This window comes from Pseudomonas sp. GW821-FHT01E05 (genome assembly GCF_059422425.1).
Genome location: NZ_JBWKWW010000006.1, coordinates 55,365 through 69,315 on the forward strand (window position 1 = coordinate 55,365; position 13,951 = coordinate 69,315).

A 13,951-nucleotide genomic window follows, 5' to 3' on the forward strand; every position below is an offset into this window, starting at 1 on the left:
GTTCGGACGCAGCAGTCGTAAGATCAGGCACTGCGGTTTTTCAGATTAACCGTGCAAGCAGGATTTACGACCGCTACGCGGCCGAACGCAGGCTTCGCCAGCTGCTACGGATCGCTTAACACCTGATGTCAGAGCGCCTGCTGGGGGGATACGGTGTATCGGTGGATCGTGCGGTGTGCGGCGGACTTACTGGAACAGCGGCCGTCGGCTTGATTCAGATCGTTCCCACGCTCCGCGTGGGAATGCCTCACTGGACGCTCCGCGTCCGCTCTTGTGACGCGCAGCGTCACGGGCTGCATTCCCACGCGGGAGCGTGGGAACGATCATATTGGTCAGACCACCTTCAATCGCTTCTCCCACACCGATCCATTCACCAGATTCGCCGGCCGCTCGCCGGCGAGTGCCGCCAGCAGATTGTCCACCGCGCAACGGGCCATGGCCTCGCGGGTTTCATGGGTGGCGGAGCCAATGTGCGGCGTCGCCACCACGTTGTTCAGCTGTAACAGCGGTGAGTCGTGTCCCAGTGGTTCGCGTTCGAACACATCCAGCCCGGCCGCGCGGATCTGCCGCTGTTGCAGCGCCTCGATCAGCGCGGCTTCATTGACCACCTTGCCCCGGGAAATGTTGATGAAGATGCTTTCCGGGCGCATCAGCGCAAACTGCTCAGCGCCGATCAGACCTTCGGTTTCGGCCGTCAGTGGCAAGGTCAGGCAAATGAAATCAGCTTGCTGCAATAACTGCGCAAGGCTGCGGTACTGCGCATTGAAGCGCTTCTCCACTGCCGGTTTCGGTGAATGACTGTGATAAATGACCGGCATGCCGAAGCCGAAATGCCCACGTTGAGCCAGCGCCTCGCCGATTCGCCCCATGCCGATGATGCCAAGGGTTTTGCCATGTACGTCGCTGCCAAAATGCATCGGCCCGATGTTTTGATTCCATTGCCCGGAGCGGACCAGACTGGCCAGCTCGACCACTCGCCGGGCCGTTGCCAGGATCAAGGCGAAGCCTGTATCGGCGGTGGTTTCGGTCAACACATCCGGGGTGTTGCTGAGCAGAATGTTGCGCCGTGTCAGGTAGTCGATGTCGTAGTTGTCGACGCCTACCGAGACGCTGGCGACGGCTTCCAGCTGTGGCGCCAGATCGAGCAAGTCGGCATCGAGACGCAGGCTGGCTCCGAGTAAACCCTGGGCACTGGGCAAGGCATCGCGCAGACGCATCAAACCGTCGCTGTCCAGATTGTCGATCAGGGTTACCTGTGCCTGTTCATGCAAACGGGCCATCAGTTCTGGCGAGAGTTTCTTGTAGAGGACGACGTGCTTTTTCATCGTGTTCACCTTCAGTTCAATTCAGGAGTGTGCGGCCAGAGGACGTCTTGGCGAGACCTTGGGCTGCGCCCGGTCACTGGCTCCCGGTTTGAGGAAAATCGTCAGCACTACCGACAGCAGCAACGCGCCGCTCATCAACAGATAGGAAGCACCGGGCGAACCGGTGGAGCTGTTCAGGTAACCGACCAGATAAGAGCCGCCGAAAGAACCAAGGGCGCCCATGCTGTTGATCAAGGCCATGGCGCCACCGGCAACGTTGGCCGGGAGGATTTCCGGGACGATGGCGAAAAACGGTCCATAAGGCGCGTACATGCAGGCCCCGGCGATTACCAATAAGGTGTATGACCACCAGAAATGTTCGGCGCCCAGGGCGTAGGAGCCATAGAACGCCACGGAGGCGATCAGCAGCGGCGGCCAGACGAAGCGCTTGCGCCGTTGAATTTTGTCCGAGCCCCACGACACCACGAGCATCGCAATCACCGCGGCCAGATAAGGCAGTGCCGACAGCCAGCCGGCCTCGATCATGTCCATCTGTGCCGCGTGCTTGAGAATCGACGGCAGCCACAGCACGAAACCATAGACGCCAATGCTCCAGCAGAAAAACTGCAGCGCGAGGATCATCACCTTCGGCGAACGGAAGGCCTCGGCGTAGTTTTTCACCGCTTTGATCCCGACCTGTTCGGCGGCCAGCGCACTGTGCAGGTCCTGCTTTTCGGTATCGCTGAGCCACTTGGCCTGGGCCGGACGATCATCGGCCAGACGCCACCAGATAAAGGCCCAGAGCACTGCCGGCAGGCCTTCGATGATGAACATCCAGCGCCAGCTGAAGTGCTGTACAAGATAGCCGGACACCACTGACATCCAGAGCATGGTCACCGGGTTGCCGAGGATCAGAAAGGTGTTGGCTCGCGAGCGTTCGGCGCGGGTGAACCAGTGGCAGAGATAAACCAGCATCGCGGGCATCACCGCCGCTTCGACCACCCCGAGCAAGAAGCGGATGGCGATCAGCATGTAAGCGTTGGAGACGATCCCGGTCAGTGTCGCCAGGGCGCCCCAGAGAATCAGACTGACGAAAATCAGCTTCTTCACACTGTGCTTTTGCGCGTAGATCGCCCCCGGTATCTGGAAGAAAAAGTATCCGAGGAAAAACAGTGCGCCGAGCAACGACGACAGTCCCGGCGTGATCATCAGGTCGGCGGCCATCCCGGAGGCCGCGGCAAAGCCGTAATTGGCCCGGTCCAGATACGCCAGGCTATAGGTGATGAACACAATGGGCATGATGTACCACCAGCGGCGGGTGGCGAGTTTGGACGTTTGCATGATGGTGCTCCTGAGCTTGTTGTTTTTGTCGCAGCAGGTAACGGGTAAACGGTGAATCAGAGATCGTTCCCACGCAGAGCGTGGGAACGATCAAGGGCAATTGATAACTCGGCACGTGTCGGCAATCCCTCCATATCCCCGCGGCTCTGCACCGCACGACTGCCAATCCAGTTGGCGCGTTGCACCGCATTGCTGACGCTGTAGTTCTCCAGCAGCGCACTGATCAAGCCCACTGCAAAACCATCACCGGCACCGACGGTATCGACGACGTTTTCAACCGGCACGGCCTCGACAAAACCCTGATCCTGATGGGTACGGTAGTAAGCGCCGTGAGCGCCGAGTTTTATCGCCACCGCTTCGGCGCCGTGGTCCAGATAGAACGCGGCAATGTCGGCCGGGTCTTCGAAGCCAGTGAGCAAGCGGCCTTCACTCAAACCCGGCAATACCCAATGGGCGAGGGCGGCCAGCTTGTTTATTTCAGTGATCATTTGTTGTTCGCTGGCCCACAAGGCCGGCCGCAAGTTGGGATCGAAGGAAACGCTGCGCCCGGCCGCACGCATTTGCCTCATCAGCTCGCGAGACAGTTCGCGGGCCGTGGCCGACAACGCCGGCGGAATACCGGTCGCATGCAGGTGACGCGCTTGCAGCAGCTGCGGGCGGATCGCCTCGATCGACAGATGACTGGCGGCCGAGCCCCGGCGGAAGTACTCCACTTGCGGATCACGGCCGTCGTCTTCGCGGGATTTGAGTTGAAAACCGGTCGGGTGCAGCGGATCGACTTCGACATGGGTGCAGTCCAAGCCTTCAGATTGCAAGGTATCGACCACAAAACGCCCCAGGGAATCGGCGCCGACCCGGCTCAGCCAGGCCACGTTGAAACCCAGCCGCGACAGGCCGATGGCGACGTTGCTGTCAGCCCCGGCGATACGTTTGTGAAAGTGCCCGACCTGCGCCAGATCACCGGTTTGCTCGGCGACGAACATGGCCATGGTTTCGCCGAACGACAGAATATCGATCTCAGACATGGGCGCTCTCCAGCCGTGATTGACCCAGTCGGGCCAGGACAGCGACATGCTCGGTGGTCAATTGCAGCAAGTCATCGGCTTGCAACGGGTATTCCGCCGCCCGGGTTACGCCTTGGGTCATGTGCTGCAGCAGTTGCTCCCATAGATGCAGGTCGCCGGGGCCGGGCGGTATTGCCACTAACTTGCTGTCGGCTCTGCGCGTAACAGCCTTGCAATGTACGTAACTCACATGGCGGCCCAGCAAGCGTGCGGCGGTGGCGGCTGATTGGTCCTGCCATTGCCAGTTGCCGATGTCGAAGGTCATCTGCACCGGCAGTTTGTGTTGCTCGACCTGGGCGAAGAACCGTTGGAACGGCTCGATGCGTCCGCCCTGTAAGGTCTGATCGTTTTCCACCAGCAACTGGACCGGATGCTGTGCCAGGCAGGACGCAAGGCTGTGCAGGTCGTTGTTGTCGGTGAAGTAACCCAAGGACACTTTCAGCCATCGTGCGCCGAAGGACTGTGCCCGTTTCAGGGTCGCGGCCAGTAGTGGGTTGGGTTGCGACTGCCCGGCCACCCAGAGTTCCAGCGGCGAAGAAAACACCGCCTCAAGTCCCTGTTGTTCGATGGCTCGGGTCAGTTCGCGCGGGTCTTCGGCGGTGAGCAGTTCTTCACGCCACTCGATGCGCCTGGCTCCGGCGCTGGCCAGCAACTCGACGAATGCCAGTTGCCCGCGTTGCCGAACCAGCTCGGCGCCGTAGCTGGAAAGGCTGATGGAAACGGGTGATTGATTCATGGTTATTGACCTCTGAAACCGGTTTCATTTTTTGTGCAAAAAAAGGTTCAAAAAAATTTGAATGATGCTGATCGGATATTTGTGTTGTCTGTGAGGGCCTCTTCGCGAGCAAGCTCGCTCCTACAAGGACAGCGCTGAACCTGTAGGAGCAGCCGGTCGACGCTCGATTGCTCGCGAAGAGGCCTGTCAGTCAGCAAACCCCTCGCGTCGAGCCCCGAACAATCAACTGCGCCGGATAATCCAGCGTCCGTACGGGCCCGTCATCCCCGCGCAATCGCTTGAGCAAACAATCAAATGCACTGGCGCCGATGGCTTCGGTGGGCTGGGCGAGGGCGGTGATTCCGCTGCCCACCAGCGGGTACCAGTCCAGATCATCCAGGGCGATCAAACCCACATCCTCGAACAGTCCGCAACCCAGCTCACGCAGCGCGCGGGTACTGGCCAGCGCGGCAATGCCGTTGGCGCAGAACAGGGCTTTCGGGCCGGGGCCGGGCGTGGCGAGAAAGGCTTGCAGGCGTGCGGTCAGCTCGGCACCGGTCTCGACAACCCTGCCGAGCAGGGCCGGGCGCTGTGCGATCTCGGCGGTGAAGCTGCTGACCCGTTCGATCCGCGAGCTGGTGCCGTCATAGGGTTCGCTGACCATCAACACATCGCGATAACCTTGTTGTTCAAGGTGCGTGAGGGCGGTGTGGACCGCGGCGGGGTTATTCAGGCCGACCAGATCGCTGTGCAACTGGTCGACCTTGCGATCCACCAGCACCATGGGCATTTCATCGTGCAGTTCGCGTAATTGATCCAGGTGATGGCCGAGGGTGTTCACGATCAGGCCTTCGATGTTGTAGGAGCGCAACGCCGCCAAATGCTGACGTTCCTGCTCGTCATCGCGGTCGGTGTTGCACACCACAAGGCTGTAGCCGTGCTGACGGCAGGCGGTTTCCACGCCATGCATCACGGCAATCGAATAAGGGTTACGGATATCGGCCACCAGCATGCCGATCAGGCGGGTGCGCCCGCGTTTCAGTCCTCGGGCCATCTGGTTCGGGCGATAACCCAGCTCGCTGATCGCCTGTTCGATGCGCAAGGCAATGGCATCGGAGAGCAAGGCGCGGTCTTCGCCGATAAAGCGCGACACGCTGGCCTTGGAGACCCTGGCGCGTTCGGCGACATCGAGCATGGTAACGCGGCTGCGTTGGGCGGCGGAAAAACTGTTCACGGTGGACGACCTTCTTATTGGAATTATTGGGAAGCAGCGGTCATGAGACTTCGCTGAAACCGGTTTCAGAAGACACCAGAACCTGATCGGTCGTCAAGAGGGGGAAGGAAAGGAATGAAAAAATTGTGGCGGTGGCGAGGGGGCAAGCCCCAATGCCCTGTAGGAGCACAATGCTGTTCCGTTAAGCGAACGCAGCTTTTTGTAGGAGCAGCCGGTCGACGCTCGATTGCTCGCGATATGGACGTTAACGATGACGCGAGTTTTCTGAATAAACGCGCCGCCCTTGAGTCCATCGTCGGAACGCCGCCCGGACCAATCGAGCGTCGACCGGCTGTTACAACAAAGCCTCCCCGCCACAATGGGTTCCAGGAAACCCGCGTAAATACTCGAACAGTGCCTCGTAAAGCTCATCAACTTCAACGGCAAGACCACGCGCCCGCAAGCAGCCATGGACCAGCCCCTGACCTTGATAAAGCAAGGCGGGCGTGTTGGCCGCGTTCAGCCGATCACTGAAACATACGCCGTCATCGCGTAATGGATCGAACTGCGCCACTGCGATAAACGCTGGTGGCAGACGGCTGAAGTCGTTTGCCAGTAACGGCATGGCATAGGGCGAACGCTGCGTTGGACTCGGTAAATACAGCGCGTGATAGCAATCCAGATCGTTGGTGCTGAGTAACGGCGCATCGGCGCATTCACTGCGTGACGGCAAACTCGCATCGCCGCCCAGCCCTGGATAGATCAGCACCTGCGCAGCAGGTAACGGCTCATGGGCGTCTCGTAACGCCAGGCACAACGCGGCAACGAGATTGCCACCGGCGCTGTCTCCAACCACAACGCGCCGTTCAAGGTCCAGTTGAAACGGGCAACCATCACTGTCCAGCGCTCGCCACACCGCCAGACAATCGTTAAAGGCTGCCGGGAACGGATGTTCTGGAGCCAGCCGATAATCCACCGCCAGCACCAGCACCTGAAGTCGGGCCGCCAGTTCGGCAGTGATGAAGTCGTGGGAGTCCAGGTCACCGACGACCCAGCCGCCGCCGTGCACGTAGACGATGCACGGCCAGCCGCCGGCCGGCATCGCAGTGGTCGGGCAGTAAGCGCGCACCGGTACGTCATTCAAACGCAATTCCGTCACGGCCAACCCCGCCGGCCGGGGCGGGGTGAACGCCCGGCACATGCGGCTATAAGCTTCACGTAGGCCTTTAAAACTGCTATCCAGGCTATTGAAACTCAAGGTTTTCTCGACGAACTCAAGAAGTTCGGGAGAGAGCGGGTAATCGGTCATACGGCACTCAGTTGGGCATCAAGGTTTCAGACTGGCCTGTACGGTAGCGACGCCATCCTTGCCATCCACACTGGTCACACCCGCCAGCCAGCGTTGCAGATCCTCCGGGTGCTCGCGCAGCCATTGCTTGGCCACATCTTGAGGCGCCTTGCGGGCCATGATCGGCACCATCAACTGGCTTTCCTGCGCGGCGGTAAAGGTCAGGTTTTCCAGCAGCCGGTTGACGTTCGGGCAACGCCGGGCGTAGTCCGGTGCGGTCACGGTGGAGACCGTCGCGGCGCCTTCGTTGGGGCCATAGACGTCCTCGCTGCCGGTCAGATAGGTCATCTTCATGTTGATGTTCATCGGATGCGGAGTCCAGCCGACGAACACCACGAATTCCTTGCGATTCACTGCACGCTGGACGGCGGCAAGCATCCCGGCTTCACCGGACTCGATCAGTTTGAAGCCACCGAGGCCAAAGTGATTGGTTTCGATCATCGTCTTGATGGTGGTATTGGCGCCACTGCCGGGCTCGATGCCGTAGATCTTGCCGCCTAGCTGATCTTTGAATTTGGCGATATCGGCGAAGGTTTTAAGCCCCGCAGCCGCAACGTACTCAGGCACTGCCAAGGTGGCTTGGGCATCGGCCAGGCTGGGTTTGTCCATGACCTTGAGCTGATTGGCGGCGACAAAGGGTGCGATGTTCTGATCCATCGCCGGTTTCCAGTAACCGAGGAAGATGTCCAGCCGCTTGTCACGAATACCGGCGAAGACGATTTGCTGCACGGCGCTGGTCTGCTTGCTGTCGTAGCCAAGACCGGTGAGCAGTACGTCGGCCATCCCACTGGTGGCGATCACGTCCGTCCAGTTGACCACGCCCATGCGCACGGTTTTGCAAGAGGCCGCTTCGCTGGCCATGACGCTGGCGCTGAGCAGTGCGGTGCCGGAGAGAATCAACAGACAACGGTTGAACAGTCTTTTCATGTGAGAAGTCTCGCTCGGCAGGTCGTTTATTGTGGGTTCGGCATCTTTATGCACCGTGCCATCACCTTACGCAGCACGTCAGGCGCCAAAGCGCTCTGCGGCGACAGGATTTTGCACTGTGGCGACACTGATTACCCGTGCAGTTAGCCGATGGACGGAACCCACGGTCTAGAACCAGGAGACCGGCATAGAACACCCCGGAACGCAACTAGCAGATCTGTTAGTGGCGTCGAAAGTATCAATGGCCTGTAATTACCCTGTACGTGACTCCTCGCCAGGAGCGCCATTCACTGTGGAGTAGCAAATGAATCCGGACGACGAAGCGAAGTTCTATCTTCAGTACTCGACTGCAGTTGACGCGAATGGTGAATCGGCACCGTTACTGGCCACGGTTACATTCGATCCAGACTCGACACAACCACGCAATCTACGCAACCCGGGGAGAAGTTCTTCCGAGGCCTGGCTAACATGGGATGCTCCCAGCGATTCGTCGGGTCTGAGTGATTACGAAATCACCTGTCCGGGTAGGGAAACTGTTCAAACCACTGCGCGTGAACACATTGCCAGGAACTTGATACCTGAAGTTGCATATCCGTTTAAGGTTCAGCCGCGCAGAACTGCGGGTATGCCTCCTGCGCTCTCGCAGTCGATCACTGTCGTAACCCACGATTTAACCCCCCCGACCAAACCGAAAGCGCTCAGGCTCACAACGCTGACGCCCGATAGTGCATCGCTGAGTTGGACTGCATCAACCAGCAACGGCGTCCGTTACAGAGTTTATCTCAATGGATCCCTCGTCGGGGAGGTCGACCAACTCCATTTCAATTTTGGGCACCTGCAAGATCATACTGACTTTCACGTTAAAGTTCGTGCAGTTAATACCTCTGGCATCATGTCGAGCGCCGCCTCTCTCAGGTTCAACACCTTGTTGCGTGCGCCGACAAACCTGAGGTTCAGCCATCTCAACGGGTTCTGCAGGCTGGCCTGGGATCCGAGTTTCGGGAAGTATCCGACTCATGTGGTATCCATCAATGGCAAAGTGTTCACCACTGGCCGAGGCCGTGTAGGTTACAACTTCAAGCTGGCCGATCTATCGCCTGGTCCTGCCCCACATCGCTTCAATTTTGCGGTTTATGCTCGACTTGATGATTCCATCTCAAAAACGACCGAACTGGAGAGGACGCTGACTGACGATGTACCTCCGAGTAAACCCGGCGCCCCCATTGTCAGCGATATCACAGACACTTCGGCGAGACTGACCTGGGAGCCGTCGAGCGATAATGTAGGGGTGACTGGTTATAAAGTTTTCTTGAATAGTCTTCCTGGTTTATTTTTTTACCCGAATACTCATTACACTATCAATGGGTTGCAAAGCGGTGCCTACTACTATGTCCATGTGCGCGCACGGGACAAGGATGGAAACGTCTCTGCTTTCAGCGAAAGGGCTGTGTTCAAAACCACAGGGCAGGCGCCTAAGCCTCCACCCTCGACTCCAAGCGCAAGTATCACTGCCCTGACATCTACTGATGCCGAACTGCAATGGTCATTTGTGGAGGAAGAGTCCATCGCGACGGGCGCAAGAATCATGATCAATGACGAGTACTATAAAGATGTGATTATTTTATTTGGCCGTAATCTAGTGTTGGATAATCTGATCCCCGACGTTGAATACTCAATCGCAGTGCGGGCTTTTGACATCTATGGGCAGTTGTCCGAACCGGCCACTCTTGTCTATGAGCCCAAGGACGTCACGCCGCCCAGTGTCCCGGAAAACTTGCGTAAAACTGCCTCAACATCCAGTTCAGTGACACTGGCCTGGGAGCAGTCAACGGACGACGTCCGTATGTGTGGCTATGTCATCTACAATAATCACGAATATTTCGACAGCACACCGCTTGCCCACTACACCGCCGTCGATTTGTTCCCCGGTTCATACTCATTTGAGGTCTGTGCTTTGGATGCTTTCGGGAATACTTCCGAGCCGGCTTCAATAGTCGTTGAAATCAAAAGCTGACTTTCCGGGGGCGTCTTCCTGCAGTTCCGTGATCGAAGAACTGCAGGCGCTCTTTCACCCAAACAACCCCGCCGCAATATTGATCGAGAAACCCAATATCGCGGTGTTGAACAAAAAGCCGATCAGCGACTGCGCCAGGACAATCTTGCGCAGCCCCCGCGTAGCGATCCCGACGTCCGAGGTTTGCACCGCGACGCCGATGGTGAAGGAGAAATACAGGAAGTCCCAGTAGTTGGGGTTCACCAGGCCCTCGGCAAAGCGCAGGGCCGGTTCCTTGCCGCCCCAGGTGTAATAAAGCCGGGCGTAATGCACGCTGAAAATGACCCCGATCAGCAGCCATGAGCCGATCACCGTCAACCCGGTGAAGCCGTAGCGCAAGAGTTTGTGGGTGGTGTCCAGGTCTTTGCTGCCGGCCAGTTCGAAGGTAATAGCCGCGAGGCTGGCAATCGCTGCGATGCACACCAGCAACAGCACCAGCCCGGCATTTTCGTCTTCGACCTCGGCGATCCGTTTCACGTCATCGGCCCGTGAACGCACGGTGAGCCAGAACATCAGCGCCAGGTAAGTCCAGACCCCGGCGTTCCAGCCAAAGAGGGTTTTGCTGATAACCGAATCGGCGGGAGCCAGAATGCTGACCACCACACCCAGCAGGGCAGCGGCGGTCAAACGAGGATGGGTGCGGACCAGGTGCGGCATGGTTGTTCTCTGCGGCGGGGCTTTGACGAACCTTAGCATGTGGCTGAATAGAGAACCCTGTAGCAGCTGCCGAAGGCTGCGTTCGGCTCGGTCCGCGCTCGGGCGAAGCAGTCGTAAAAGGTGCGACCGAGATCCTCCTGAAAGACCCCGATCACCGATTTGCGACCGCTGCGCGCTCGAACGCAGGCTTCGCCAGCTGCTACAAAAAGCGGCTCAATCCGCCTTATGCCGCTTCTTCACAAGCTTCATCACCACCACAAAAAACACTGGCACGAACACCACCGCCAGGGTCGCGGTGATCATCCCGCCGATGACTCCGGTGCCGATGGCTTGCTGGCTGGCGGAACTTGCGCCTGTAGCAATAGCCAGCGGCACCACGCCAAGGATGAACGCCAGCGAAGTCATGACGATGGGGCGCAGACGCAGGCGTGCGGCTTGTACCGTGGCATCGATCAGGTCGTGGCCTTCGTCATACAGGCTCTTGGCGAACTCGATGATCAGGATCGCGTTCTTCGCCGACAGACCGATGATGGTGATCAGCCCGACTTTGAAGAACACGTCGTTGGGCATTCCACGCACAGTCACCGCCAGCACCGCACCGAGCACTCCCAAAGGCACCACCAGCAACACCGAGGTGGGAATCGACCAACTCTCGTACAGCGCCGCCAGGCACAGGAACACAATCAGCAACGACAGTCCGAGCAGGATCGGTGCCTGGGCGCCGGAAAGGCGCTCCTGCAACGACAATCCGGTCCATTCCTGGCCCAGGCCCGCGGGCAGTTGCGCCACCAGCCGCTGGATTTCTGCCATGGCCTCACCGGTGCTGTGACCCGGTGCCGGCTCCCCGGAAATGCTGATGGCCGGATAACCGTTGTAGCGCGTCAACTGCGCCGGGCCCTGAGTCCAGTTGGCCTGGACGAAGGCCGACAACGGCACCATTTTTTCGGCGTTGTTACGCACGTGGATGTTCAGCAAGTCCGCCACCTGACTGCGTTGATCACCTTCAGCTTGCACCACCACTCGTTGCATCCGGCCCTGATTGGGGAAGTCATTGATGTAAGCCGAGCCCACTGCGGTGGACAGCACATTGCCAATATCGGCAAAGGAGATACCCAAGGCGTTGGCCTGCTTGCGGTCGACTTCCAGTTGCACTTGCGGCGCTTCAGCCAAGGCGCTTTCCCGGACGTTGGCCAAAATCGGGCTTTTCTCGGCCGCAGCCAGCAGTTCGGTACGCGCTTGCATCAGCGCGGCATGGCCGACGCCACCACGGTCTTGCAGACGGAACTCGAAACCGCTGGAGGTACCGAGACCGTCCACGGGCGGCGGCAGCACCGCGTAAGCCACCGCGTCCTTGACCTGGCTGAGGGCGATGTTGGCCCGGTCAGCGATTGAGGCGGCCGAGTCGTCGCTGCCACGCTCTGACCAGTCTTTGAGCGTGGTGAAGGCCAGCGCTGCGTTCTGCCCGCTGCCGGAGAAGCTGAAACCGAGGATCACCGTGCTGTCGCCCACTCCGGGCTCGGTGGCGTTGTGCGCTTCGATCTGCTCCACCACCTGCACCGTGCGGTTCTTGCTCGCTCCGGGTGGCAACTGGATGTCGGTGATGGTGTAACCCTGGTCTTCCACCGGCAGGAACGAGGAGGGCAGGCGACTGAAACACAGCCCCAGGCCGATCAACAGCACGCCGTAGATCAACAGATAACGACCGCTACGTTTGAGCGCGTAGACCACCGTGCGTTGATAGCCGTCGCTCAGTTGCTCGAAGCGTCGGTTGAACCCACCGAAGAACCCGCCCCTGGCGTGATGTTCACCCTTGGCGATCGGCTTGAGCAACGTGGCGCACAACGCCGGGGTCAAGGTCAGGGCGAGGAACGCCGAGAACAGAATCGAGGTGGCCATCGACAGTGAGAACTGTTGGTAGATCACCCCTACCGAGCCCTGCATGAACGCCATTGGGATAAATACCGCCACCAACACCAGGGTGATGCCGATGATTGCGCCGGTGATCTGCTTCATCGCCTTGCGCGTTGCCTCTTTGGGCGACAGGCCCTCGGTGGCCATGATTCGCTCGACGTTCTCTACCACCACGATGGCGTCGTCCACCAGGATGCCGATGGCCAGTACCATGCCGAACATGGTCAGCACGTTGATCGAGAAACCCAGCGCCAGCATGGTCGCAAAGGTACCCATCAGCGCCACCGGCACCACCAGCGTCGGGATCAACGTGTAGCGGATGTTTTGCAGGAACACAAACATCACCGCAAATACCAGCAACATCGCTTCGCCCAAGGTGTAGATCACTTTGGTGATCGAGACTTTGACGAACGGGGACGTGTCATAGGGGATCTTGTACTCCACACCGAGCGGGAAATACCGTGCCAGTTCGTCCATCTTCGCCCGCACCAGCGTCGCGGTGCTCAAGGCGTTGACACCCGGCGACAGCTGCACGCTGACAGCGGTCGACGGCTTGCCGTTCAGGCGGGTGGAGAATTGGTATTCCTGGCTGCCGACCTCGACCCGGGCAACGTCGCCGATACGCACGGTCGAACCGTCGGGATTGGCCCGCAGCACGATGTCGGCGAACTCTTCGGGCGTCGACAACTGGCCTTTGACCAGCACCGTCGCGGTGATTTCCTGAGTCGAACGGGTCGGCAAGTCACCGATGCTTCCGGCCGAGACCTGGGCGTTCTGCGCGGCAATCGCGGCGCTGACATCGGCCGGGGTCAGGTTGAAGCCAATCAGCTGCTGTGGATTGATCCAGATTCGCATGGCCCGCTCGGCACCATACAGCTGCGCTTTACCGACGCCATCCAGGCGGCGGATCTCGTTCATCACGTTGCGCGCCAGATAGTCGCTGAGCGCCACATTGTCGAGCTTGCCGTCACTGGAGGTCAGGGTGATCAACAGCAGGAAGCCGGCCGAAACTTTTTCGACCTGCAAGCCCTGCTGGGTGACCGATTGTGGCAGGCGCGGCTCCACCGCTTTAAGGCGGTTTTGCACGTCGACCTGGGCCATCTCCGGGTTGGTGCCGGGCTGAAAAGTCGCGGTGATGGTGGCGCTGCCGAGGCTGCTCTGGGACTCGAAGTACAGCAAGTGGTCAGCGCCGTTGAGCTCCTGCTCGATCAGGCTGACCACGCTTTCGTCCACCGTTTGCGCCGATGCGCCGGGGTAGGTGGCGTGGATTTCGACTTTCGGCGGCGCGACGTTGGGGTACTGCGCCACTGGCAATTGCGGAATGGCCAGGGCGCCGGCCAGCAGGATAAACAACGCGACCACCCAGGCGAATATCGGGCGGTCGATAAAGAATTGCGGCATGGGAGGTGCGTCCTGGG

Annotated in this window: 10 protein-coding genes; 1 reads left to right on the forward strand and 9 read right to left on the reverse strand. The window is 59.4% G+C overall.

All coding sequences use genetic code 11. The features are described from left to right. Positions 1-332 precede the first annotated feature (332 nt). From AC07W5_RS14540 to AC07W5_RS14570, 7 genes are all read right to left on the reverse strand, one after another. Positions 333-1,325: a 2-hydroxyacid dehydrogenase gene (locus AC07W5_RS14540; protein WP_495023662.1), complete on the reverse strand. Its 993-nt coding sequence runs from the start codon at positions 1,323-1,325 to the stop codon at positions 333-335. A gap of 21 nt (positions 1,326-1,346) precedes the next feature. Next, positions 1,347-2,645 (reverse strand): MFS transporter, encoded by a 1,299-nt coding sequence (locus AC07W5_RS14545; protein WP_495023663.1) that lies wholly within the window; start codon positions 2,643-2,645, stop codon positions 1,347-1,349. A gap of 56 nt (positions 2,646-2,701) precedes the next feature. Further along, positions 2,702-3,670, reverse strand: coding sequence for a sugar kinase (locus AC07W5_RS14550; protein ID WP_495023664.1), 969 nt, complete (start codon positions 3,668-3,670; stop codon positions 2,702-2,704). Beyond that, positions 3,663-4,445, reverse strand: a complete 783-nt coding sequence (locus AC07W5_RS14555; RefSeq protein WP_495023665.1) for a sugar phosphate isomerase/epimerase family protein — start codon at positions 4,443-4,445, stop codon at positions 3,663-3,665. The genes AC07W5_RS14550 and AC07W5_RS14555 overlap by 8 nt, the downstream gene beginning before the upstream one ends. A 190-nt stretch (positions 4,446-4,635) precedes the next feature. Next, complete coding sequence (locus tag AC07W5_RS14560; RefSeq protein ID WP_494991336.1) at positions 4,636-5,658, reverse strand: LacI family DNA-binding transcriptional regulator; 1,023 nt, start codon at positions 5,656-5,658, stop codon at positions 4,636-4,638. A gap of 334 nt (positions 5,659-5,992) precedes the next feature. Further along, positions 5,993-6,946, reverse strand: a complete 954-nt coding sequence (locus tag AC07W5_RS14565; RefSeq protein WP_495023666.1) for an alpha/beta hydrolase — start codon at positions 6,944-6,946, stop codon at positions 5,993-5,995. Between the two features lie 18 nt (positions 6,947-6,964). Continuing rightward, entirely contained in the window at positions 6,965-7,912 is a 948-nt protein-coding gene (locus tag AC07W5_RS14570; protein ID WP_495023667.1) for a choline ABC transporter substrate-binding protein, read from the reverse strand. A gap of 304 nt (positions 7,913-8,216) precedes the next feature. Between AC07W5_RS14570 and AC07W5_RS14575 the strand changes: the two genes are divergently transcribed. Further along, entirely contained in the window at positions 8,217-9,926 is a 1,710-nt protein-coding gene (locus tag AC07W5_RS14575; protein WP_495023668.1) for a fibronectin type III domain-containing protein, read from the forward strand. A gap of 54 nt (positions 9,927-9,980) precedes the next feature. On the opposite strand, the gene AC07W5_RS14580 is transcribed toward AC07W5_RS14575, so the two are convergent. Together AC07W5_RS14580 and AC07W5_RS14585 are read right to left on the reverse strand one after the other, a co-directional pair. After that, a complete protein-coding gene (locus AC07W5_RS14580; protein ID WP_494991340.1) occupies positions 9,981-10,622 on the reverse strand; it encodes a DUF1345 domain-containing protein in 642 nt (213 codons plus the stop codon). A 213-nt stretch (positions 10,623-10,835) separates the two neighbouring features. Then, positions 10,836-13,934, reverse strand: a complete 3,099-nt coding sequence (locus tag AC07W5_RS14585; RefSeq protein ID WP_495023669.1) for a multidrug efflux RND transporter permease subunit — start codon at positions 13,932-13,934, stop codon at positions 10,836-10,838. Positions 13,935-13,951: the final 17 nt, after the last annotated feature.